The sequence below is a fragment of the Agromyces sp. P2_B3 genome, from assembly GCF_056404815.1.
The window spans coordinates 16,017-37,885 of record NZ_JBFUDH010000014.1 but is presented as its reverse complement, the minus strand read 5'-3'; the positions used below and the strand labels follow the sequence as shown (position 1 = coordinate 37,885).

At 70.7% G+C, this 21,869-nt stretch carries 20 protein-coding genes; 2 read left to right on the top strand and 18 right to left on the bottom strand.

What is annotated here, in order from left to right:
- Window positions 1-2: 2 nt before the first annotated feature.
- Complete coding sequence (locus AC1DZA_RS16550; protein ID WP_476761960.1) at window positions 3-383, bottom strand: LysM peptidoglycan-binding domain-containing protein; 381 nt, start codon at window positions 381-383, stop codon at window positions 3-5.
- 265 nt (window positions 384-648) lie between these two features.
- Between AC1DZA_RS16550 and lexA the strand changes: the two genes are divergently transcribed.
- Window positions 649-1,326 (top strand): transcriptional repressor LexA, encoded by a 678-nt coding sequence (gene lexA, locus AC1DZA_RS16545; RefSeq protein ID WP_309977742.1) that lies wholly within the window; start codon window positions 649-651, stop codon window positions 1,324-1,326.
- Window positions 1,327-1,356: 30 nt separating this feature from the next.
- On the opposite strand, the gene AC1DZA_RS16540 is transcribed toward lexA, so the two are convergent.
- The 4 genes from AC1DZA_RS16540 to hflX all read right to left on the bottom strand — a co-directional run bounded on the left by AC1DZA_RS16540 (window position 1,357) and on the right by hflX (window position 7,364).
- A complete protein-coding gene (locus tag AC1DZA_RS16540) occupies window positions 1,357-2,124 on the bottom strand; it encodes an alpha/beta fold hydrolase (protein WP_476761959.1) in 768 nt (255 codons plus the stop codon).
- Window positions 2,125-2,274: 150 nt separating this feature from the next.
- Window positions 2,275-4,620 carry a 5-methyltetrahydropteroyltriglutamate--homocysteine S-methyltransferase gene (gene metE, locus AC1DZA_RS16535; RefSeq protein ID WP_476773568.1) on the bottom strand — a complete coding sequence of 782 codons (2,346 nt, stop codon included), beginning with the start codon at window positions 4,618-4,620 and terminating at the stop codon, window positions 2,275-2,277.
- Window positions 4,617-5,615, bottom strand: coding sequence for a methylenetetrahydrofolate reductase (locus AC1DZA_RS16530; RefSeq protein WP_476773567.1), 999 nt, complete (start codon window positions 5,613-5,615; stop codon window positions 4,617-4,619). The genes metE and AC1DZA_RS16530 overlap by 4 nt, the downstream gene beginning before the upstream one ends.
- Before the next feature lie 219 nt (window positions 5,616-5,834).
- Complete coding sequence (hflX, locus tag AC1DZA_RS16525; RefSeq protein ID WP_476773566.1) at window positions 5,835-7,364, bottom strand: GTPase HflX; 1,530 nt, start codon at window positions 7,362-7,364, stop codon at window positions 5,835-5,837.
- Between the two features lie 42 nt (window positions 7,365-7,406).
- Between hflX and AC1DZA_RS16520 the strand changes: the two genes are divergently transcribed.
- Window positions 7,407-8,018 carry a class I SAM-dependent methyltransferase gene (locus AC1DZA_RS16520; protein WP_476761955.1) on the top strand — a complete coding sequence of 204 codons (612 nt, stop codon included), beginning with the start codon at window positions 7,407-7,409 and terminating at the stop codon, window positions 8,016-8,018.
- 2 nt (window positions 8,019-8,020) lie between these two features.
- On the opposite strand, the gene dapF is transcribed toward AC1DZA_RS16520, so the two are convergent.
- The 13 genes from dapF to dapA form a co-directional block, all read right to left on the bottom strand.
- Window positions 8,021-8,902: a diaminopimelate epimerase gene (gene dapF / locus AC1DZA_RS16515; RefSeq protein WP_476773565.1), complete on the bottom strand. Its 882-nt coding sequence runs from the start codon at window positions 8,900-8,902 to the stop codon at window positions 8,021-8,023.
- A 4-nt stretch (window positions 8,903-8,906) separates the two neighbouring features.
- Window positions 8,907-9,827 carry a tRNA (adenosine(37)-N6)-dimethylallyltransferase MiaA gene (miaA, locus tag AC1DZA_RS16510; protein WP_476773564.1) on the bottom strand — a complete coding sequence of 307 codons (921 nt, stop codon included), beginning with the start codon at window positions 9,825-9,827 and terminating at the stop codon, window positions 8,907-8,909.
- A 1-nt stretch (window position 9,828) separates the two neighbouring features.
- Window positions 9,829-11,424 (bottom strand): tRNA (N6-isopentenyl adenosine(37)-C2)-methylthiotransferase MiaB, encoded by a 1,596-nt coding sequence (gene miaB / locus AC1DZA_RS16505; protein WP_476773563.1) that lies wholly within the window; start codon window positions 11,422-11,424, stop codon window positions 9,829-9,831.
- Window positions 11,425-11,436: 12 nt separating this feature from the next.
- Window positions 11,437-12,207, bottom strand: a complete 771-nt coding sequence (locus AC1DZA_RS16500) for a regulatory protein RecX (RefSeq protein WP_476773562.1) — start codon at window positions 12,205-12,207, stop codon at window positions 11,437-11,439.
- A 35-nt stretch (window positions 12,208-12,242) separates the two neighbouring features.
- Window positions 12,243-13,310 carry a recombinase RecA gene (gene recA, locus AC1DZA_RS16495; protein WP_159605265.1) on the bottom strand — a complete coding sequence of 356 codons (1,068 nt, stop codon included), beginning with the start codon at window positions 13,308-13,310 and terminating at the stop codon, window positions 12,243-12,245.
- Window positions 13,311-13,590: 280 nt separating this feature from the next.
- The gene (locus AC1DZA_RS16490) at window positions 13,591-13,833 is read right to left on the bottom strand and encodes a DUF3046 domain-containing protein (protein WP_309972675.1); all 243 of its coding nucleotides are present in this window, start codon (window positions 13,831-13,833) and stop codon (window positions 13,591-13,593) included.
- Between the two features lie 64 nt (window positions 13,834-13,897).
- Window positions 13,898-14,206 carry a helix-turn-helix domain-containing protein gene (locus tag AC1DZA_RS16485; RefSeq protein WP_159605269.1) on the bottom strand — a complete coding sequence of 103 codons (309 nt, stop codon included), beginning with the start codon at window positions 14,204-14,206 and terminating at the stop codon, window positions 13,898-13,900.
- A gap of 144 nt (window positions 14,207-14,350) precedes the next feature.
- The gene (locus tag AC1DZA_RS16480; protein WP_476773561.1) at window positions 14,351-14,878 is read right to left on the bottom strand and encodes a CinA family protein; all 528 of its coding nucleotides are present in this window, start codon (window positions 14,876-14,878) and stop codon (window positions 14,351-14,353) included.
- Window positions 14,879-14,888: 10 nt separating this feature from the next.
- Window positions 14,889-15,491, bottom strand: coding sequence for a CDP-diacylglycerol--glycerol-3-phosphate 3-phosphatidyltransferase (gene pgsA, locus AC1DZA_RS16475; RefSeq protein ID WP_476773560.1), 603 nt, complete (start codon window positions 15,489-15,491; stop codon window positions 14,889-14,891).
- Between the two features lie 42 nt (window positions 15,492-15,533).
- Complete coding sequence (locus AC1DZA_RS16470) at window positions 15,534-18,401, bottom strand: DNA translocase FtsK (protein ID WP_476773559.1); 2,868 nt, start codon at window positions 18,399-18,401, stop codon at window positions 15,534-15,536.
- A gap of 91 nt (window positions 18,402-18,492) precedes the next feature.
- Complete coding sequence (locus tag AC1DZA_RS16465; protein WP_476773558.1) at window positions 18,493-18,984, bottom strand: N-acetyltransferase family protein; 492 nt, start codon at window positions 18,982-18,984, stop codon at window positions 18,493-18,495.
- Window positions 18,985-19,090: 106 nt separating this feature from the next.
- On the bottom strand, window positions 19,091-20,767 hold the full coding sequence (locus tag AC1DZA_RS16460) for a ribonuclease J (protein ID WP_309972686.1): 1,677 nt from the start codon (window positions 20,765-20,767) through the stop codon (window positions 19,091-19,093).
- 65 nt (window positions 20,768-20,832) lie between these two features.
- A complete protein-coding gene (gene dapA, locus AC1DZA_RS16455; protein WP_309972688.1) occupies window positions 20,833-21,807 on the bottom strand; it encodes a 4-hydroxy-tetrahydrodipicolinate synthase in 975 nt (324 codons plus the stop codon).
- Window positions 21,808-21,869 lie beyond the last annotated feature (62 nt).

The following is a 21,869-nucleotide window of genomic DNA, read 5'->3' as shown; positions in this document are numbered from 1 at the left end:
CGTCATGGAACGACGGGAAGCGCGAGCCGCTGACCCGGCTCGACGACCGCGTCGTCGAGCCCGTTGAGTCGCATGATCTCGTCGACGAGTTCACGCGGATCTCCCTGCGGCGCGAGGGACTCGGCAAGGGCCCACAGCGAGTCGCCCTGGCCGATCGTGACGTACTCGAACGACGTCGCTGCCCGTGCGGCACCCGAATCGGCCGCCGCGCCACCGGAACCGAGGACGGCGACCAGCGCCCAGACCACCAACGGGAGCGACGCCAGCCCCGTGAAGACCGCCCTTCCCCGACGGGTCAGGCGAAGCCGGGTGGCGGCCGGGGCCTCGATCGGCTGCGGGCGCACGGAAGTGCCGAGCCGGTTCGTTACGATCACTGCACTCATCTCACACCTCCTGATGAGTCGCATCCGGCCCTCGGCCGGGAGGGCCGGATGCGAAGCTCTGTTCCGAATATATCTTCGAATGTTCGAAGCTGCAAGCATCCACTCGTCGTGCGTGGTGCCGCCGAATTGCGCGACACACTCGAACGAATGTTTGCCGCACCGACATCTGCCGGATACAGTTTCGAATGTTCGAACACAGTCGATCAGACACCACCGACATCCGGCCGCGAGGTCGCAACGAGGGGCGGAGACGTTGAGCACCGACATCGACGGAACGCGCACGGCGGGCGGCCAACGCCGCCGCAAGAGCCTGAGCGCGAAGCAGGTCGCGATCCTCGAGGTCATCCAGCGTTCCGTGTCGAGCCGTGGATATCCGCCGAGCATGCGCGAGATCGGCGATGCGGTGGGACTCTCCTCACTGTCGAGCGTGACGCACCAGCTCAACCAGCTCGAGCTCGCCGGCTACCTCCGGCGCGACCCCAACCGTCCCCGAGCCCTCGAGGTGCTCATCGAGCTGCCCGGGGCGCCAGGACGCAACGCCTCGGCGGGCGAGCCCGTGCAGGTGGGCGACGCCGCCATGGTCCCCCTGGTGGGGCGCATCGCCGCAGGCATCCCCATCACCGCCGAGCAGCAGATCGACGAGGTGTTCCCCCTCCCCCGTCAGCTCGTCGGCAAGGGCGACCTCTTCATCCTCAAGGTCGTCGGCGACTCCATGATCGATGCGGCGATCTGCGACGGCGACTGGGTCGTGGTGCGATCGCAGCGCACCGCGGAGAACGGCGAGATCGTGGCGGCCATGCTCGACGGCGAGGCGACCGTCAAGGTCTTCCGGCAGCGCGACGGCCACACGTGGCTGCTCCCCCGCAACACCGCGTTCGAGCCCATCCTCGGCGACCAGGCCGAGGTCCTCGGCAAGGTCGTCGCCGTGCTCCGCGCGGTCTGACCAGGGTTCGGCAGACCCTGCAGCTCTCGGTCAGGCGGCCGTGAGCACTCGGCGCGTCGCGGCCTTGGTGGCCGGTGCACCGAGCCCGTGCAGCCACCCGACCACGGTGTCCATGAAGCCTGCGTGGTCGTCGCGGAACACGGTGTGACCGGTTCCCCTCACGGTCGCGACGGTCATCCCCCGGCTCCGCATCTGCGCGGCGACGCGCTCGGTGATCAGGAGGCTCTTCTCGGCGAGCACGACCAGGCTGGGCGCCACCAGTCGGGCGGGCGGCACGAGCGGCCTCGTGTCGAGGAATCCGAGGATGGTCCGCTTGTCCCAGTCGCGAAGCGTCGCGACCTCGATGTCGACGTCGACCGCGCTCCAGCGGGGGTTCATGCGCACGAGTGCCGACCGCCGGGGCCGCGGGGCCATGGCGAAGAACGCCTTGAACGCCCAGCCCTTGACGCCGGTGGGGAACGAGAACGCCGGGTCGATGTAGATGGCCGCCCGGGGCGCCAGGCGGTCGGCGACGAGGCTCGCGACGAGGCCGCCGAGCGAGTGGCCCATTACCACGTCGGGCGCCCGGTCGAGCATCGGCTCGAGCGTCTCCACGACGTCGTGCGCCCAGGCCGCCGGCGAGTATCGACGCGCCCGGGGACTGCGACCGTGCCCGGCGAGGTCGACCGCGAGCACCCGATATCCGTGCGCGTGGAGCTCTGCCGTCACCCGGTGCCAGGCCCGTGAATCGGACATGATCCCGTGGATCAGCACGGCGGTCTTGGCACCATCGCCGGATTCGTGCACTGCGAGTCGCATGACGTCGACCGTACGGGTCGCACCTGTGGGCTGCCCGGGCGGCACATGGGGATCCCCCGAGTGCGACGACGCGCCGTGCGACGTCGCGCTGAACGACGACGCCGGTCGGATGCCGCGAGCTCGCGACATCCGACCGGCGTGCGTTTCGCCCTACTTCGCGAGCGCGGGCTGGGGCAGCTCGGCGCGCACGGCGCGGGTCGCCTGGATGATGTGCTCGAGCGACGCCACGGTCTCGTCGTAGCCGCGGGTCTTGAGCCCGCAGTCGGGGTTGACCCACAGCTTGGAGGCCGGGATCTCCGCGACCGCCCGCTCGAGGAGCGACTGCACCTCGGCGGCGCTCGGCACGCGCGGCGAGTGGATGTCGTAGACGCCCGGGCCGATGCCGTGGTCGAAGCCGCTCGTCGACAGGTCGTCGACGACTTCCATGCGGCTGCGGGCGGCCTCGATCGAGGTCACGTCCGCGTCGAGGTTGCGGATCGCGTCGATGACCACGCCGAACTCCGAGTAGCAGAGGTGCGTGTGCACCTGCGTCGCCGCAGCGGCGCCGCCCGTCGCGAGCCGGAACGAGCCGACCGACCAGTCGAGGTAGGCGGGCTGGTCGGCGAGCTTCAGCGGGAGCAGTTCGCGCAGCGCCGGCTCGTCGACCTGGATGACCCGGATGCCGGCCTGCTCGAGGTCGCCGATCTCGTCGCGCAGCGCGAGCGCCACCTGGCGCGCGGTGTCGCCGAGCGGCTGGTCGTCGCGCACGAACGACCACGCGAGGATCGTCACCGGACCGGTGAGCATGCCCTTGACCGGCTTCTCGGTGAGCGACTGGGCGTACGTCGACCACTCCACCGTCATCGGCGCCGGACGGGAGACGTCGCCCCAGAGGATCGACGGCCGCGTACAGCGCGATCCGTAGGACTGCACCCAACCGTGCTGCGTGACCGCGAACCCGTCGAGGAGCTCGGCGAAGTACTGCACCATGTCGTTGCGCTCGGGCTCGCCGTGCACGAGCACGTCGAGGCCGAGGTCCTCCTGCAGGCGGATGACGCGTTCGATCTCCTCGCGCATGAGCCCGCGGTACTCGGCATCCGTCAACTCGCCCTTCAGCAGGCGTGCGCGCGCACGACGGATGTCGGCCGTCTGCGGGAACGATCCGATGGTCGTGGTGGGCAGCTCGGGCAGGTCGAGCGACTCCTGGGCGGCGACCCGCTCGTCGTACTCGTCACGGGCGAAGTCGCGATCGGCGAGGCCGGCCAGTCGTGCACGCACCGAGGGCACGCGCACCCCGGGCGCACCGGCACGGTCGGCGAGGGCCGCGGATGCCGCGTCGAGCTCGCTCGCGATGGCGTCGCGTCCCTCGGCGAGCCCCCGTGCCAACGTCGCGACCTGGGCGACCTTCTGGTCGGCGAACGCGAGCCAGCTCACGAGGCGCGGGTCGAGCTTGGACTCGTCCTCGACGTCGTGCGGCACGTGCAGCAGCGAGGTGGAGGTCGAGACGGCCACGTCGCCCGAGAAGGAGCGGAGCGCGTCGGCCCGCTCGAACGCGTGCGCGAGGTCGCCCCGCCAGATGTTGTGGCCGTCGACCACGCCCGCGACGAGGGTCTTCGACGCCAGCGACTCCTCGGTCGCCGGGTCGAGCTGCTCGGGCGCGGTGCCGCGCACGAGGTCGAGCGAGATGGCCTCGACGGGCGCGGCCGCCAGCGCGGGAAGCGCGTCGCCGAGCGCGCCGTAGGGCGCAGCCACGAAGATCGACGGGCGCTGCTCGGTGGAGCCCAGCGCGTCGTAGGCCTGGCCGATCGCCTCGAGGACCCGGTCGCGCGACTCGTCGATGCTCTCGCTGACGAGCGCCGGCTCGTCGAGCTGCACCCACGCGGCACCGGCCGCCTGCAGCTCGGCGAGGAGCGCCGCGTACACGGGCACCAGGTCGGCGAGGCGGTCGATCGGCCGGAAGCCCTCGGGGGCGCCATCGGCGGCCTTCGCGAGGAGGAGGAAGGTCACGGGTCCGACGATGACCGGGCGGGTGAGGAACCCGGCGGCCTTGGCCTCGGCGAACTCCGCGAGGATCCGGTCGGCGTGCAGGGAGAACGCGGTGTCGGGCCCGATCTCGGGAACGAGGTAGTGGTAGTTCGAATCGAACCACTTCGTCATCTCGAGCGGCGCGTCCTCGCCCTCGCCGCGGGCGATGGTGAAGTACCCGGCGAGGTCGACGCGGCCCGACTCGTCCTGCAGCCGGCGGAAGCGCTCGGGCACGGCGCCCACCGCGATCGCGGCGTCGAGCACCTGGTCGTAGTAGGAGAACGACTCGGGGATGGACGAGTCGTCACGGCCCAGGCCGAGGGCTGCGAGGCGCTCGCGCGTCGCCGCACGGAGGTCGGCGGCGGCGGCCTCGAGCCTGCTCGCGTCGATCGCGCCCGACCAGAAGGCCTCCACGGCCTTCTTCAGCTCGCGGCGGCGCCCGATGCGCGGGTAGCCCAGGATCGTGCCGGTGGGGAAGGAGTGTGCGGTCATCGTTCTGTGGTGTTCCTCTCGTTGACGAGTCGGTCGTTGACGCCGATCCCGAGCCGGTCGAGCACGTCGAGCACGGCCTCATGGCGGTTGAAGGTGTACAGGTGGAGACCCGGTGCGCCGCCCGCGAGCACGTCGGAGGCGAGCCGGGTGGCGAAGTCGATGCCGAGCTCGGCCTGCGCCGCGGCATCCGGTTCGATCTCGAGGTCGATCGCGAGGGACGCCGGCGGCTCGACGCCCGTGAGCTCGGTGAGCCGGGCGAGCCGGGCGGGCGTGGTGACCGGCATGATGCCGGGCAGGATCGGGATCGTCACCCCGCCGGCGCGAGCGCGGTCGACGAAGCCGAGGTAGTCCTCGGCGCGCCAGAACAGTTGCGTGATGGCGAGGTTGGCTCCCGCGATCTCCTTGGCGAGCAGCGTGTCGACGTCCTGGGCGACCCCACGCGATCGCGGATGTCCAGTGGGGAACGTCGCCACCGCGACGCGCTCGGGCCTCGGCCGCTCACCGATCTGCCTGACGCCGGGCAGGCCGGGGATGCCGACCTGGCCGAAGGGCTCGCGTTCCTCCTGCACCCGGTGGATGAGCTGCACCAGCTCGGCGGCGCTGTCGAGGTCGCCGATGCCGGCGTCGGGAGAGGCGTCGGCGCCCGCGGGCGGGTCACCGCGCAGCGCGAGGAAGCTCGTGATCCCCGCGTCGAGGAACTCGCGCACGAGGCGGTTGGCCTCGGCATGCGAGGAGCCCACGCAGGTGAGGTGCGCCATCGGCTCGACGTCGGTGTGCTCGAGCATGTAGCGGAGCACGGTCAGGGAACGGTCGCGCGACGAGCCGCCGGCGCCGAACGTCACCGAGATGAACGCGGGGTGCGCCTCGGCGAGCTTGTCGATCGTGCGACCGAGCGCGAGCGCAGCGGCATCCGTCCTGGGCGGGAACAGCTCGAAGGAGACCGGCGGGCGGTCCCGACAGTCCGCGCCTCCGGCGTCCGGTCCGGTCTGGGCCATGGTGCTCCTGCGTGGCGTCGCGTGCCGTTCGGCGAAGGCGCGGCAGGCCGCGTCCCCCGGCCGGATCGGCGGGTGGGTGTCGCGGGCGGGTGCCGGGCTCGGCGGTCGCTCCAGGTGCCCGGCATCCGGCCGTGCACCGACGATCACCAGCGACGATACGCCTCCGTCACGCGGATGCGCCCACTATGACGCGCGGTGACAGGGAACCGGCGGCACGACCTAGGCAGGCACGGATGCTGCGTCGAACTCCGCGAGCTGGCCGGCCTGCTCGGGCGAGGCGAGCGCCCGGATGCGGGTGCCGTCCTCGACGTACTCGATGGACAGGACGCGACCGGCTTCGTGGAGCGTCGAGACCACGTCGCCGCGGTCGTACGGCACGAGCAGGTCGACCTCGACCGCGGGGTCGGGCAGCATGCGCTCGATCGCCGCGAGCACGTCGGGAATGCCCTCGCCGGTGCGCGCCGACGCGAACACGGCGTTCGGCTCGAGGCCGCGGAGCACGAGTCGGTCCTCCTCGGTCACGAGGTCGGCCTTGTTGAAGACGATGAGCTCAGGCACGTCGCGCGCGCCGACCTCCCCGATCACGTCGCGCACCGTGGCGATCTGCCCGGCGGGGTCGGGGTGCGCCGCATCGACCACGTGCACGATCAGGTCGGCGTCGCCGACCTCCTCGAGCGTCGAACGGAACGCCTCGACCAGCTGGTGCGGCAGGTTGCGCACGAACCCGACGGTGTCGGCGATCGTGTAGACCCGGCCGTCAGTGGTGGTGTTGCGCCGCACGGTCGCGTCGAGCGTGGCGAACAGCGCGTTCTCGACGAGCACTCCGGCTCCGGTGATGCGGTTGAGCAGGCTCGACTTGCCCGCGTTCGTGTACCCGGCGATCGCGACCGATGGCACGGCGTTGCGGCGGCGGTTGGCGCGCTTGGCCTCACGGGCGGGCTTCATGCCGGCGATCTGCTTGCGCAGCTTCGCCATGCGCGAGTGGATGCGGCGACGATCGAGCTCGATCTTCGTCTCACCCGGTCCGCGGGAGCCCATGCCGGCACCGGCGCCGCCGACCTGGCCACCGGCCTGGCGGGACATCGACTCACCCCAGCCGCGGAGGCGGGGAAGCAGGTACTCGAGCTGCGCGAGCTCGACCTGGGCCTTGCCCTCACGGCTCTTCGCGTGCTGGCTGAAGATGTCGAGGATCACCGCGGTGCGGTCGATGACCTTGACCTTCACGACGTCCTCCAGCGCACGCCGCTGGCTCGGAGCGAGCTCGGTGTCGGCGATGACGGTGTCGGCGCCGAGCGCGGCCACGACGTGGCGCAGCTCCTCGGCCTTGCCGCTGCCGAGGTAGGTGCTCGGGTCGGGGTGCGGACGACGCTGCAGGAGCCCGTCGAGCACCCGTGCACCGGCCGTCTCCGCGAGGGCCGCGAGCTCGCGCATCGAGTTCTCGGCGTCGTCCTGCGAACCCTGCGCGTACACGCCGATCAGCACGACGTTCTCGAGGCGCAGCTGTCGGTACTCGACCTCGGTGACGTCCTCGAGCTCGGTCGAGAGACCGCTCACCCGCCGCAGCGCCGCCCGCTCCTCGCGGTCGAACTGCTCGCCGTCGTGCGAGTCGTCGCCGGTCACCTCGGAACCCGTGCGCTGGATCGCCGAGGCGTCGCCGGCTCCGAACCTGGCCACGCCCGCGCGGCTCTCCGCGCTGCGGAGCACGCGCTCGACGTCGTCGTCTGCAGTGTGCCGTTCGCCTTCGTTCATCTCGTCAACCTTACTTCCGTTCGCGTGCGATAACTTGCTTGCATGGGCTCCGACCACTACTTCTCCCCTTCGCCTCGGAGCGGCGGCGGCACGCGCACGATCCGTGTGCGACTCGCCGGCCGGGAGGTCGAGCTCGTCACCGCCGGCGGGGTGTTCAGCCCCGAGCATCTCGACGAGGGCACCCGCGTGCTGCTCGACGCCGTCCCTGCGCCGCCTCAGACCGGGCACCTGCTCGACCTCGGTGCGGGCTGGGGACCGATCGCGCTCAGCCTGGCGATGCAGGCACCGGATGCCACGGTGTGGGCGGTGGACGTCAACGAACGCGCCCTCGACCTGGTGCGTCGCAACGCGGCCCGCCTCGGCCTCACCAATGTCAACGCCGTGCTGCCCGGGGATGTTCCCGATGACGTTCGGTTCGCCACGATCTGGTCGAACCCGCCGATCCGCGTCGGCAAGCAGGAGCTGCACGCCATGCTCGCGCACTGGCTTCCCCGACTGGCCGACGACGCGACCGCTTGGCTCGTGGTCGCCAAGCACCTCGGGGCGGAGTCCCTGCAACGCTGGATCGCCACCGAGCTCGGCCTCGACGTCGAACGAGCGGACAAATCCAAGGGGTTCCGGGTGCTCGCTGCCCGTGCGGCAACCGCGCGCTGAACTCAGGCGAGGGTGAGCACCCCGTCGAAGACGAGCTCCGCCGGCCCCGAGAGGGCGACATGCTCTCCGTCGGCTGCCTCGAACATGCGCACGCCCAGGACGCCACCCGGCACCTGCACGCGCCAGTCGTTCGGCGCGCCGGATCCGGCCCAGTACCGCACGGCCAGTGCCGACGCGACCGCGCCGGTGCCGCACGAGAGCGTCTCGCCCGAACCGCGCTCGTGCACGCGCATGCGGATGCGGCCGATGCCGTCCTCGACGAGCGGCTCGGCGGGCACCACGAACTCGACGTTCGCGCCGGCCTCGGGCACCGGGTCCAGCACGGGCTGGTAGTTCAGGTCGACGGCCTCGAGCTCATCGTCGTCGGCGAGGGCCACGACCACGTGCGGGTTGCCCACGTCGATGCCGAGTCCGGGTCGTGCCACCGGCAGCTCCTTGCCCCGCACGAGCGGCTCGCCGCCGGCGAGGCGCCACGGTCCGAGGTCGGCCTGGAAGCCGTCGGCGCTGCGTCGCACGGTGCGGACACCCGCGCGCGTACCGATAGCGATCGCCCCTCCGGCCGGGAGCTCAGCCAGCCCCTGGTCGAGGAGGTAGCTGACGAACACGCGGATGCCGTTGCCGCACATCTCGGAGACGGTGCCATCGGCATTCCAGTAGTCCATGAACCACACGGCGGCCGGGTCCTCCGACAGGGCCGCGGCGCCGTCGTCGAGGTTGCGGGAACGCACGGCTCGGATCACGCCGTCGGCGCCCACCCCGAACCGCCGGTCGCACACCGCGGCGATCTGCGTGGGCGTGAGCTCGGTGTCGCCCTCGGGGTCGCTGAAGAGCACGAAGTCGTTGCCCGTGCCCTGCCCCTTGGTGAATCGCAGATCGAACGGCATCCGATCAGTCTAGAGCCGCCTGGCGGGCCAGCTCCGAGCCGCGAGCGGCGAGGTCGTCGGCGTCGATCGTGGTCGCGTCGCGATAGCGGCCGAACCAGCCGACCTGCCGGCGCGCGTAGGTGCGCGTGAGCTGCTGCGTCTGGGCGATCGCCTCGGCGCGCGACATCCGCCCATGGAACTCGGCGAGGGCCTGCGCGTAGCCGATCGCCTTGCGCGCCGTGACGCCCCGCTCGAGGCCGCGCGGCACGAGCTCGCGCACCTCGTCGAGCAGTCCGTCCTCCCACATGCGTGCGGCTCGGGCATCGAGCCGCTCCACGAGACGTGCGCGGTCGCTGCGGAGGTGCACGATGCGGTGGGGACGCCAGGCCACGGGCTCGTCGGGAAGGCGTGCGGCCTTCGGCTCCCCCGTGAGCTCGATGACCTCGAGCGCGCGCACGATGCGCCGGCCGTTCTGCGCATCGACGCTCGCGGCCGTCTCGGCATCGAGCGCCCGCAGCCTCCCGTGCATGAGGCCGGGACCGATCTCGGCGAGCTCGGCCTCGAGCCGCGCGCGAATGGCGGCGTCGGTGCCGGGGAAGCGGAAGTCGTGGATGACCGACGACACGTACAGGCCGGATCCACCGACCAGCAGCGCCACGTGGCCGCGGGCGAGGATGTCGTCGATGGCCGCACGGGCGGCGGGCTGGTATGCCGCGGCCGACGCCTCCTCGGTGACGTCGAGCACGTCGAGCTGGTGATGCGGCACCCCCCGCCGCGCATCGAGTGCCAGCTTCGCAGTGCCGATGTCCATGCCGCGGTAGAGCTGCATCGCATCGGCGTTCACGACCTCGGTGACCCGGCCCGCCCGTTCGAACGCCTCGGCGAGGTCGAGCGCGAAGTCGGACTTGCCGGCGCCGGTCGCGCCGACGATCGCGATGAGGGTCACGTCAGCGCTGTGCGTCGCTGGGGTCGTAGATCGGCATCGTGCCGACACCCGGGGCCACGAGCGGCTCGGCGCCACGGGTGCGCACCGACGGCAGGCCCAACGACACGCGAGCACCGACGGATGCCGCGGGGCCGGCCGGCACGCCGCAGCTCTCGGCCTGTGCGCGATCCCAGGCATCGCCCGCCCGGGTGCGGCGGATCGTCAGCGGCACGTCGTCGAGCGAGTCGGCGATGAGGTGGAACGGCGCAGCCTGCGTGATCGTGACCGACACGACATCGCCGGGGCGCGGGAGCTCAAAGCCGGCAGGAACCTCGAAGTGCACGAGCCGGCTGTCTTCGGCCCGGCCGCTCAGCCGGTGCGTCTCGGCGTCCTTCTTGCCCTCACCCGTCGAGACGAGGACCTCGACCGGACGCCCGATGAGGCGCTGGTTCTCCTCCCAGGAGATCTGTTCCTGCAGCGCGATGAGTCGGTCGTAGCGCTCCTGCACGACCTCCTTCGGCACCTGCTCGTCCATCGTCGCGGCCGGGGTGCCCGGGCGGATGGAGTACTGGAAGGTGAAGGCCGACGCGAATCGTGCGGCCTCCACGACGCGGAGCGTCTCCTGGAAGTCCGCTTCGGTCTCACCGGGGAAGCCGACGATGATGTCGGTGGAGATGGCGGCGTTCGGGATGCGGGCGCGCACACGGTCGAGGATGCCGAGGAACTTCTCGGAGCGGTAGGACCGGCGCATCGCCTTGAGGATGCGGTCGGAGCCCGACTGGAGCGGCATGTGCAGCTGCGGCATGACCGCCGGCGTCTCGGCCATGGCCTCGATGACATCGTCGGTGAACGCGGCGGGGTGCGGGCTCGTGAAGCGGATGCGCTCGAGGCCCTCGATCCGGCCCGCGGCGCGGAGCAGCTTGCCGAATGCCTGGCGATCGCCGAACTCGACGCCGTAGGAGTTGACGTTCTGGCCGAGCAGGGTCACTTCGACAGCACCGTCGTCGACGAGTGCCTGGATCTCGGCGAGGATCTCGCCGGGTCGGCGATCCTTCTCCTTGCCCCGGAGCGCCGGCACGATGCAGAAGGTGCACGTGTTGTTGCAGCCGACGGAGATCGACACCCACCCGCTGTACGTCGAATCCCGCTTGGTGGGGAGCGTGGACGGGAACACCTCGAGGGCGTCGAGGATCTCGAGCTGCGCCTCGTCGTTGTGGCGTGCACGTTCGAGGAGGCTCGGCAGGGACCCCATGTTGTGGGTGCCGAAGACGACGTCGACCCACGGCGCCTTCTCGAGGATGACGTTCTTGTCCTTCTGGGCGAGGCAACCGCCGACGGCGATCTGCATGCCGGCGTGACGACGCTTGACGCCGGCGAGATGTCCGAGGTTGCCGTAGAGCTTGTTGTCGGCGTTCTCGCGCACGGCGCACGTGTTGATGACGACGATGTCGGGCTCGGCCCCATCGGCGGGCACGTACCCGGCTGCTTCCAGCGATCCGCTGAGGCGCTCGGAGTCGTGCACGTTCATCTGGCATCCGAAGGTGCGGACCTCGTAGGTCCGCGGCGTCGACGCCGGCTCAGTGGTCTCGATCGTCGAGGCCTCGCGAAGGGTGCTCATGATCGCACCAGTTTACGAGCCATCGGCGGCCAGCGCCGCCGTCACCGCCTCGCGGACGATGTCGCCCGGGTAGCCCCGACGCTGAAGGAAGGCGGAGAGCCGACGCTCCGCCGTCTGGTGGTCGAGCCCGGTGAGCTGCCTCGCACGCCGCTGCGCCACCTCGAGGGCGTTGCGACGTTCGACGTCGGGGTCGAGCTCGTCGACCGCGGCGCGAGCCGCGGAAGGGTCGACGCCGCGACGCGAGAGCTCCTGGAGGATCGCGCCGCTCCCCCGGCCGCGGCGGGCCCCGTTGACGTGCACGAGCTGCTCGGCGAGTCGTGCGTCGTCGAGGTAGCCGAACCGCTCGTAGCGCTCGATCCACTCCTCGATCTCCGCTTCGTCGAGGCCGTGTTCGGCGAGCACCGCTCGCACCTCGGCGACGGACAGCGCCGAACGGCGCAACCGAGACACGACCAGCCGGTCGATGCGGGCATCTCGCTCGGGCCCGGTCTCCTCGGGATCGTCGCTCACGACGGTGAAGCGACTGCGACGACGTTCGGCGCGCCGGGAGTCGCGATCGGAGTTCGGTGACGACCAACGACTGCCGCCCGAACCGCTCGTGCGGGGCTGCTCGGTCGCATTGACGACGTCATCGGCCGGGGCTGATCGACCGCGGCCACCGGCGTCCGCAGGCGCGCCGCGGACGCCGGTGTCGGCAGGCGCGCCGGCCGGTTCGGCAGTGCCGGGCGGCGTGGCCCACGGCAGGTACGAGACCGGGGCGAGGTGCTCGGTTGCGTCGCTCATCTCACTCCCCTCCCCGATCTCGTTCATCGTGCGACTCAGGCGCCCTTGCGCCCGAGCTTGCCCTCGATCGACTCCACGTTCGACGGCACGGCCGGCGCAGCACCTGCCGCACCGATGCCGAGCTTCGCGAGGATCTTCTTCTCGATGTCGGCGGCGATGTCGGGGTTCTGCAGGAGAAAGTTGCGCGCGTTCTCCTTGCCCTGTCCGAGCTGGTCGCCGTCGTAGGTGTACCAGGCACCGGACTTCTTCACGATGCCCTGATCGACGCCGTAGTCGATCAGCGAGCCCTCGCGCGAGATGCCCACGCCGTAGAGGATGTCGAACTCCGCCTGCTTGAAGGGCGGCGCCATCTTGTTCTTGACGACCTTGACGCGCGTGCGGTTGCCAACCGCCTCGGTGCCGTCCTTCAGCGTCTCGATGCGGCGGATGTCGAGTCGCACCGAGGCGTAGAACTTGAGCGCCTTGCCGCCCGCGGTGGTCTCGGGGCTGCCGAAGAACACGCCGATCTTCTCTCGCAGCTGGTTGATGAAGATCATCGTGGTGTTCGTCTGGTTGAGGCCACCGGTGAGCTTGCGGAGCGCCTGCGACATCAGGCGGGCCTGCAGGCCGACGTGCGAGTCGCCCATCTCGCCCTCGATCTCGGCGCGCGGCACGAGCGCCGCGACGGAGTCGATCACGATCAGGTCGATCGAGCCCGAGCGCACGAGCATGTCGGCGATCTCGAGCGCCTGCTCACCCGTGTCGGGCTGCGAGACGAGGAGCGAGTCGATGTCGACGCCCAGCTTCTTCGCGTACTCGGGGTCGAGCGCGTGCTCGGCGTCGACGAACGCCGCGATGCCGCCGGCACGCTGCGCGTTGGCGATCGCGTGCAGGGTGAGCGTGGTCTTTCCCGAGGACTCCGGGCCGTAGATCTCGATGATCCGGCCGCGGGGAAGGCCGCCGACGCCGAGCGCGACGTCGAGTGCGACCGAGCCCGTGGGGATCACCTCGACGGGAGCGCGGTCTTCGCTGCCGAGGCGCATCACCGACCCCTTGCCGAATTGGCGGTCGATCTGGGCGAGTGCGGTTTCGAGTGCTTTCTCGCGGTCTACGGGTGATGGCATGTGCTGGCTCCTCGTGCTCGTTGCGGCTGCCTCTAGGCTGTCGTTCCACGTTGCGGGCCGTGACCCGCGGCGTCTCGCGACAAGGCGTTTGCGGTGTGTTCCGACGCTTCGACCGTATGGCCGCCCACTGACATCCGGAGCCCCGTGAGGCGGGATGTGGAGGGACGCGACATTCCTCCTGCTGTCGAGGACGAGCCTAGTCGAGCAACCGAACGGATGTTCGAAGACACGCCCGCGTGTCGAACACGTCTTCGGGGCCCGCCGAAGGCGCTCGATGCCGTCAGGACGTGCGGCGCTGGCCTCGGCCCGGCTCACGCCGACCGACGCCGTGACGACGCTCGGGCGGGACATCCGTCGCCTCGCACAGGGCGACCCAGACCTCGCGCGGCGGAACGCCGGCCGCGAGTGCCTCGCGTGCGGTGCGGTCGCGGAGCCCCGGCAGCACGAGGTCGTTCACGACGACGCTGCCATACCCTGCGCCGAACTCCTCATCGACCGCGATCTGGAACTCGCTCAGCTTCATCGATGCTCCCGGACATGCCATCGGCCGGTCCGAAGACCGGCCGAGGCGTTGGATCGTGGGTGGGTCAGCGGACCATCATGTCCGCGTCGAACTCCGCGACGAGCTCGTCGGGCAGGCTGTCGGGCACGACGGCCAGGCCCTCGAGGACGGCGATGCGGTCGCCGACCTCGTGCATGATCACGGAGATGGGGGTGTCGAGCGCTTCAGCGACCGACGCGAGGATCTCGGAGGAGGCCTCCTTCTGGCCGCGCTCCACCTCGCTGAGGTAACCGAGAGCGACGCTGGCCTTCGACGCCACCTGACGAAGGGTGCGACCCTTCTGCAGACGGAAGTCCCTCAGCACGTCGCCGATCTCCTGTCGAACCAGAACCATCGGGGACCTCCTTCACTCTGCCATCGACTCCTCGGAGCCGGAAACGGGAGGGTCAGTCTACCCGACTCTCATGGCTTCCAACCTAGCGTCGCACACTTGGACTTTCGTGTGAACTCGTCACCTGTAACAGGTTGTTCACGAAGGTTATTCCGCCGGAACGCCGACGGAGTCGAGCTCCTCGACCGCGGCCGCGATGGCGGCGACGACCGCGGCTGCGCGCACCACGGCCCTGCCGCCGTCGAGCTCGAGCGCCACCGAGCGGATGCCCCGGGGCGAGGCGATCCCGACGTACACCGTTCCCGGGGCCCGGCCGTCCTGCCAGTCGGGCCCGGCCACGCCCGTGGTCGCGACGCCGAGGTCGGCGGCCCGGCCGTCGACGGCGCATGCGCGGCGTACGCCGTCGGCCATCTGCTGCACGACGTCGGGATCCACGGCCCCTCGCTCCGCGAGCAGCGCGGCGTCCACGCCGAGCACCGTGCGCTTCACGGGCGTCGCGTAGGCCACCACTCCCCCGTTGAATACGACGGACGCGCCCGGAATGCCCACGATCGCCGCGGCCAGGAGCCCGCCGGTCAACGACTCGGCGGTGGCGATCGTCAGGCGCAGGTCGGTGAGCCGGTGCACCAGCGCGCGGGCGTCGGGTGCACCCGGGGAATCGGTCGGCCGGGGCATCCGCTCGCCCTCAGTGCGACTCGCGCGCACCGCGTGCGAGTCGAACGGCGTCGCGCACGTACAGCAGGCCCGACCAGACCGTGAGGACGAGCGCCGCGGCCATCGCGGCCCAGTTGAGCCAGAAGATCCAGTCGCCGACGATCGTCCAGAGTGGCAGGAGCGCGAGCGAGATCGCGATCGACTGCGCCATCGTCTTCGCCTTGCCGCCGGATGACGCGGGGACGACGTTGCCTCGCCTGAGCTCGACGAACCGCCAGATCGTGATGCCGACTTCGCGCACGACGATGACGATCGTGACCCACCACCACAACTCGCCGAGGATCGAGAGGCAGACGAGCGCACCGCTCGTGAGCAGTTTGTCCGCGATGGGGTCGAGGATCTTGCCCAGATCGGTGACCAGGCCCCGCGAACGTGCGAGCCATCCGTCGACCCAGTCGGTGGAGATGGCGATGATGAAGAGGAGAGCGCTCCACCACCGCATGGGCCCGTCGGCACCCCCGTCGGCGAGCAGCAGCCAGAACACGAGCGGCGCCATGAGGATGCGCACGATCGTGATCGCGTTGGGGAGGTTCCAATTCGCCGATCGCTCGGGGCTTCCGGCGGAGGAGGTCATACGCACAGCCTAGCCGCGCGGTGCTTCCGCGGAGCGGGCGGCTCAGTCGCGGCCGGTGAGGCCCCAGGCGTCCTCGTCGGTGTCGCCCTCGACCTCGGGCAGCCCCTGGGTGGCACGACCGACGGGGTCGTCGTAGCGGGGGTCCGGGTCGTCGTAGCCGCCGGCGTCGGCGGGGACATCCGCCCGCGCCGCCGCCTGCCCGGCAGGGCCGCCCCCTCCTGCCGGCTCCTCGCCGCGGAGACGTGCCAGCACGCCGGGGAGTTGCTCGGCCGTCACCAGCACGTCACGGGCCTTCGACCCCTCGGACGGACCGACGACCTCACGGGACTCGAGCAGGTCCATGAGCCGCCCGGCCTTGGCGAACCCGACACGGAGCTTGCGCTGGAGCATCGAGGTCGAGCCGAACTGCGTCGAGACGACGAGCTCCGCCGCGGCGAGCAGCAGCTCGAGGTCGTCGCCGATGTCGGAGTCGATCTCCTTGCGTTCGACGGCGGCCGCGACATCCTGCCGGTACTCGGGCCGCGCCTGCCGCGTGACGTGCGTGACGACCTTCTCGATCTCGGACTCGCTGACCCACGCGCCCTGCACGCGGATCGCCTTCGACGCCCCCATCGGCAGGAAGAGCGCGTCACCCTGGCCGATGAGCTTGTCGGCCCCCGGCTGGTCGAGGATGACGCGCGAGTCGGTGACGCTCGTGACCGCGAAGGCGAGGCGCGAGGGCACGTTGGCCTTGATGAGGCCCGTGACGACGTCGACGGAGGGCCGCTGCGTCGCGAGCACGAGGTGGATGCCCGACGCGCGTGCGAGCTGCGTGATGCGCACGATCGAGTCCTCGACGTCACGCGGGGCGACCATCATGAGGTCGGCGAGCTCGTCGACGACGACGAGCAGGTAGGGGTAGGGCTTGAGCTTGCGCTCGCTGCCGGCGGGCAGCACGATCTCCTCGTTGACCACGGCCTTGTTGAAGTCGTCGATGTGGCGGAAGCCGAACGACGCGAGGTCGTCGTACCGCATGTCCATCTCCTTCACGACCCACTGCAGCGCCTCGGCGGCCTTCTTCGGGTTCGTGATGATGGGCGTGATGAGGTGCGGCACGCCCCCGTACGGCGCGAGCTCGACCCGCTTGGGATCGATGAGCACCATGCGCACGTCGGAGGGCTTCGCCCGCATGAGCAGCGACGTGATCATCGAGTTCACGAAGCTCGACTTGCCCGAGCCGGTCGAACCGGCCACCAGCAGGTGCGGCATCTTCGCGAGGTTGGCGACGACGTAGCCGCCCCCCACGTCCTTGCCCACGCCGATCGTCATCGGGTGCTTCGCGTTCACGGCCGCGCCCGACCGCAGCACGTCGCCGAGGGTCACGATCTCGCGGTCGGCGTTGGGGATCTCGATGCCGATCGCGCTCTTCCCGGGGATCGGCGAGAGGATGCGCACCTCGTTCGACGCGACCGCGTACGACAGGTTCTTCGACAGTGCGGTGACCCGCTCGACCTTCACGCCGGGCCCGAGCTCGATCTCGTACTGCGTCACGGTCGGGCCCCGCGAGAACCCGGTCACCTTGGCGTCGACCCCGAACTGCTCGAGCACGCCGGTGATCTGCCGCACGACCTCGTCGTTCACGTGCGAGCGCGTCTTCGCCGGCGCACCGGCCGCCAGGGTCGACGCCGCCGGCAGGTGGTACGGCCGATCGGGCACGGCGGCTTCGAGACTCGGTTCAGCGGATGCCGCGGCGCCGCCGATCGCGCCGGTCGCATCACCCTCCCCGTCGACGTCGAAGACCGCGAGCACGGCCGGTGACCCGGCGTCGTCGCCGCGGAGTCCGGTGCCGCCATGCGGGATGTCGCCGGTGAAGCGCTGGAGCGCCGCCTCCGCGCGGTCGAGGTCGCCCAGCACCTCGGTGTTGTACGAGCCGGCTCCGCCGACGCCCTCGAGCGGCGTCTCGAAGCTGCCGGCTGCCGACCCCGGACCGAACACCTCGGTGAGGCCGTCGACGCCGTTCGCCTCGAACGCGGGATCCTCCTCGCGGTTCGAGTCGTTGCGTCGCCACCAGGGCACGAGTCCGGTGGACTCGGAGTCGTCGTCGAGCGCGTCGATGCCGTCGAGTTCGGCCTGCGCCGTCTTGCGGGCCGCGCGGCGCGACGGCTTCGGCTCGGCCTCGGGACGCTCATCGGGCTCGGGCGCGCCGAACAGCCAGGCGTACAGCTCGCGGAACCGGGCCGGGATGCGGTTCGGCGGCGTCTTCGTCATGATCAGCAGCGACAGCACGAGGAGCAGCACGAGCACGACGGCGGCGCCGATCTCGGTGATCAGCAGGATCAGCGGCTGGGCCAGCATCCAGCCCAGGATGCCGCCGGCACGAGCCAGCACGGCCATGCCCTCGCTCGGCTCGGGCTGGCCGCCGAACAGGTGGCAGAGCCCCGACACGGTGAGGAGCAGCAGACCGAGGCCGATCCCGATGCGGGTGTTGTCGTGCACCGAGCTGGGATGCCGGAAGAGCCAGACGGCGAACAGCAGCATCACCACGGGCAGCGCGAAGGCGACCCGTCCGAACAGTCCGCCGAACGTCCACGAGTCGAACGCCTGGGCGACCGGCTCGTTGATGAAGAACCACTCGACGAGCGCGCCGGCGACGGCGAGCACCACGATGAAGAACGGCAGTCCGTCCCGGCGCTCCTCCTTCGCGAGGGTCTCGGGGCCGAGCGCGCGCGCCGCCCCACCCGTGACGTGCGCGAGCCCCATCCAGGCGCGGACGAGCAGCGGGGACCGGTCGGGCGTGGCCGGCTTGGCCTTCGCCGCCGCCGACCCGCGTGAGGTCGACGCCGGGAGCTTCTTCGTGGGCGCGGTCTTGGAGCCCGAGCCGCGTGCGGACGCGCCGGAGGCACGCCCGTTCGACCTGGTGCTCGTAGCCATGCGACCACGTTACGGCCGACCGGCGACGCAGGCCGACAGGACGCGGCGAGTGTCCGCGATCAGCGACCCGCTGCGCGGGTCGCTCTGGGGTTCAGCCGAGGACCCGCACCATGGTGTCGCGTCCACCGCGGGTGCCCACCACGGCGAACCCCTCCGAGCGGTAGAGCGCGTGTGCGAAGTTGCCGTGCTCCACGCTCAGCGTGATGCGGGCGTACCCGGCCGCGCGCGCGGCATCCGTCAGCGACCGCATCAGGGTGCGCCCGACGCCCTGTGCACGCCAGAGCGGCTGGACGCCGATGATGAGCTCGGGCACTCCCGCGGCGACGAAGCCGTGCGCAGGGGTGTCGGCCGCGAACAGGCGGTACCACGCCGCGCCGATCGGCTTGGCATCGCTGTCGAGGGCCACGAAGCCGGTGTCGGCCGGCCGCTGCCAACCGGCGATGTAGCCGCGCGAGACCGGGTCGGCGAACACCGTCGGCTTGGGCCGGGTCGCCCCGGCCCGCCAGTTCGCCGCCTCGACCACCATGTCGGCGAGGAACGCGCCGTCGCTCGGGATGGCCGGGCGGATCGTGTAGTCCGCCATGCGCGGATGCTACGCCCGCCGTGTTTCCGCGGTGTTTCCGTCGCCCGAAGGTGCCACTGAGCCCGGCTCCGGCTCGCGGAAGCCGCCCGGCAGCCGGACCTGCGCGCTACGCCTCGATGACGAGCGGCACCAGCATCGGACGGCGGCGGAGCCTGCGGTTGACCCAGGTGCCCACGGTGCGGCGCACGATCTGCTGCAGCGCGTGCTGGTCGCGCACGCCGTTCTGGGCGGCCTCGAGCAGTGCCGCCGAGATCTTCGGCTTGACCTCCTCGAACACGGCGTCGTCTTCCGCGAAACCGCGCGCGTGGATCTCGGGGCCGACGATGATGCGCCCGGTCGAGGCATCCACGACGATGATGACCGAGATGAAGCCCTCTTCACCGAGGATGCGGCGGTCCTTCAGGTCGGCGTCGGTGATCTCGCCGACCGTCGCGCCGTCGACGTAGACGAAGCCGAGGTCGAGTTGCCCCGCGACCTTCACGACGCCGTCGCGCAGGTCGTAGACCGTGCCGTTCTCGCCGATGAACGTGTTGCGCTCGGGGATTCCCGTGTCCTGCGCCAGCTTCGCGTTCGCGAAGAGGTGACGGTACTCGCCGTGGATCGGCAGCACGTTCTTCGGCTTCAGGATGTTGTAGCAGTAGAGGAGCTCGCCCGCGGCCGCGTGACCCGACACGTGCACCTTCGCGTTGCCCTTGTGCACCACGTTCGCGCCGAGCTTCGTGAGCCCATCGATGACCCGGTACACCGCGTTCTCGTTGCCGGGGATGAGGCTCGACGCGAGGATGACGGTGTCGCCCTCGCCGATCTCGATCTGGTGCTCGCGATTCGCCATGCGCGAGAGCACGGCCATGGGCTCGCCCTGCGACCCCGTCGACATGTAGACGATCTCGTCGTCGGGGATGTCGCCGGCCTTCTTGAAGTCGACGAGCACGCCGGCGGGCACCTTCAGGTAGCCGAGTTCGGCCGCGATGGTCATGTTGCGCACCATGCTGCGGCCGATGAGTGCGACCTTGCGGCCGTTGAAGTGCGCGGCGTCGAGCACCTGCTGCACCCGGTGCACATGGCTCGAGAAGCTCGCCACGATCACTCGGCGCGGCGAGCGCGCGATGACCTCGTCGAGCACGGGGCCGATCGAGCGCTCGAGGGGCGTGAAGCCCGGGACATCCGCGTTGGTGGAATCGACCATGAAGAGGTCGACGCCCTCCTCGCCCAGGCGGGCGAACTCGCGCAGGTCGGTGAGCCGGCCGTCGAGCGGCAGCTGGTCCATCTTGAAGTCGCCGGTGGCCAGCACGGTGCCGGCACTCGTCTTGATGGCGACGGCGAGCGCATCGGGAATCGAGTGGTTGACCGCGATGAACTCGAGGTCGAACGGTCCGATGCGCTCGTGCTCGCCCTCGCGCACCGTGAGGCTGTACGGCTGGATGCGGTGCTCCTTGAGCTTCGCCTCGACGAGGGCGAGCGTCAGCGTGGAGCCGATCAGGGGGATGTCGGCGCGCAGGCGCAGCAGGTAGGGCACGGAGCCGATGTGGTCCTCGTGCCCGTGCGTCAGCACCACGCCGACGATGTCGTCGAGTCGCTCGCGCAGGAAGCCGAAGTCGGGCAGGATCAGGTCGACCCCGGGCTGGTGCTCCTCGGGGAAGAGCACCCCGCAGTCGACGATGAGGATCTTCCCGTCGATCTCGTAGCTCGTCATGTTGCGGCCGACCTCGCCGAGGCCGCCGATGGGGATGACGCGGAGCGTCCCTGCCTCGAGCGGAGCGGGATCGATGACGACGTCGGGCATGTGCCCTCCTTACGTTGCGGTGTTCAGTTCACACGGCCGTTCCGGCGGATGCCTCGGCCGACGTTTCAGCGGGTGGTGCCCGCGACCTTGGGCAGCGCGCCGCCGGCGGCGGCGTTGCGGTCGGGACGGAAGCGGTGGAAGTCGACGCCGGGGATGCCCTGCACGAGGTCGATCTCGTCCTCGATGAGCGCGGCCTCCCACTCCTCGGGACCGACGAGCGGGAGTCGCACGCGGGGGCTGCCGATGCGGCCCAGGCCGTGCAGGATGTACTTCGCCGCGACCGTGCCCGGCACGTGGGTCATGACGGCGCGCACGAGCGGCTCGAGCCGCCGGTGCTCGGCGGTCGCCGCCGCGAGGTCGCCGCGGTTCACGGCGTCGACGATGGTGCGGTAGGGGGCGGGAGCGATGTTCGCGGTCACGCCGATGAGTCCCGTGGCACCGATGGCGAGGTGCGGCAGCACGTTCGCGTCGTCGCCCGAGAAGTACATGAGGTCGGTCTGGTTGAGCACGCGGCTCACTTCGGAGAAGTCGCCCTTGGCGTCTTTGATCGCCAGGATGTTCGGGTGCTTCGCGAGCCGCAGGATCGTCTCGTACTTGATGGGCACGCCGGTGCGGCCCGGGATGTCGTAGAGGATGACCGGCAGGTCGGTGGCGTCGGCCACGAGCCGGAAGTGCGTGAGGATGCCGGCCTGGGTCGGCTTGTTGTAGTACGGCGTGACGATCATGATGCCGTCGGCGCCCGCCTGCTCGGAGTGCTTGTAGAGCTCGATCGCGTGCGCGGTCTCGTTCGAGCCGCCGCCCGTGATGATCTTCGCGCGGCCCGCGGCGACGTCTTTGCCGACCTCGACGAGCCGGATCTTCTCGGGGTCGGTGAGCGTCGACGTCTCGCCGGTGGTGCCCGTGACGACGATGCCGTCGGCGCCCGCCGAGATCACGTCGTCGATGTGCTTCTCGACCCCGGCCCAATCGACCTCGCCGTCCGCCGTCATCGGCGTGACGAGCGCGACGAGCACCTGTCCGAAGGGGTTGTCTGCAGTCACGCCCCCAAGGCTATCGGGTCGAGCGGATGCCGCGCCGCGCCGCCTGCGGAACGCCCCCGCCG

Bases quoted from the DNA above. Each gene is read 5' to 3' on its own strand.
- AC1DZA_RS16500 (WP_476773562.1), bottom strand. From the start codon at position 12,207: ATGAGCGACGCAACCGAGCACCTCGCCCCGGTCTCGTACCTGCCGTGG.
- pgsA (WP_476773560.1), bottom strand. From the start codon at position 15,491: ATGACCTCCTCCGCCGGAAGCCCCGAGCGATCGGCGAATTGGAACCTC.
- AC1DZA_RS16470 (WP_476773559.1), bottom strand. From the start codon at position 18,401: ATGGCTACGAGCACCAGGTCGAACGGGCGTGCCTCCGGCGCGTCCGCA.
- miaB (WP_476773563.1), bottom strand. From the start codon at position 11,424: ATGAGCACCCTTCGCGAGGCCTCGACGATCGAGACCACTGAGCCGGCG.
- AC1DZA_RS16490 (WP_309972675.1), bottom strand. From the start codon at position 13,833: ATGAAGCTGAGCGAGTTCCAGATCGCGGTCGATGAGGAGTTCGGCGCA.
- AC1DZA_RS16460 (WP_309972686.1), bottom strand. From the start codon at position 20,767: ATGCCCGACGTCGTCATCGATCCCGCTCCGCTCGAGGCAGGGACGCTC.
- AC1DZA_RS16540 (WP_476761959.1), bottom strand. From the start codon at position 2,124: ATGCGACTCGCAGTGCACGAATCCGGCGATGGTGCCAAGACCGCCGTG.
- AC1DZA_RS16550 (WP_476761960.1), bottom strand. From the start codon at position 383: ATGAGTGCAGTGATCGTAACGAACCGGCTCGGCACTTCCGTGCGCCCG.
- hflX (WP_476773566.1), bottom strand. From the start codon at position 7,364: ATGAACGAAGGCGAACGGCACACTGCAGACGACGACGTCGAGCGCGTG.
- AC1DZA_RS16465 (WP_476773558.1), bottom strand. From the start codon at position 18,984: ATGGCGGACTACACGATCCGCCCGGCCATCCCGAGCGACGGCGCGTTC.
- AC1DZA_RS16485 (WP_159605269.1), bottom strand. From the start codon at position 14,206: ATGGTTCTGGTTCGACAGGAGATCGGCGACGTGCTGAGGGACTTCCGT.
- AC1DZA_RS16480 (WP_476773561.1), bottom strand. From the start codon at position 14,878: ATGCCCCGGCCGACCGATTCCCCGGGTGCACCCGACGCCCGCGCGCTG.
- AC1DZA_RS16520 (WP_476761955.1), top strand. From the start codon at position 7,407: ATGGGCTCCGACCACTACTTCTCCCCTTCGCCTCGGAGCGGCGGCGGC.
- metE (WP_476773568.1), bottom strand. From the start codon at position 4,620: ATGACCGCACACTCCTTCCCCACCGGCACGATCCTGGGCTACCCGCGC.
- AC1DZA_RS16530 (WP_476773567.1), bottom strand. From the start codon at position 5,615: ATGGCCCAGACCGGACCGGACGCCGGAGGCGCGGACTGTCGGGACCGC.
- recA (WP_159605265.1), bottom strand. From the start codon at position 13,310: ATGCCATCACCCGTAGACCGCGAGAAAGCACTCGAAACCGCACTCGCC.
- dapF (WP_476773565.1), bottom strand. From the start codon at position 8,902: ATGCCGTTCGATCTGCGATTCACCAAGGGGCAGGGCACGGGCAACGAC.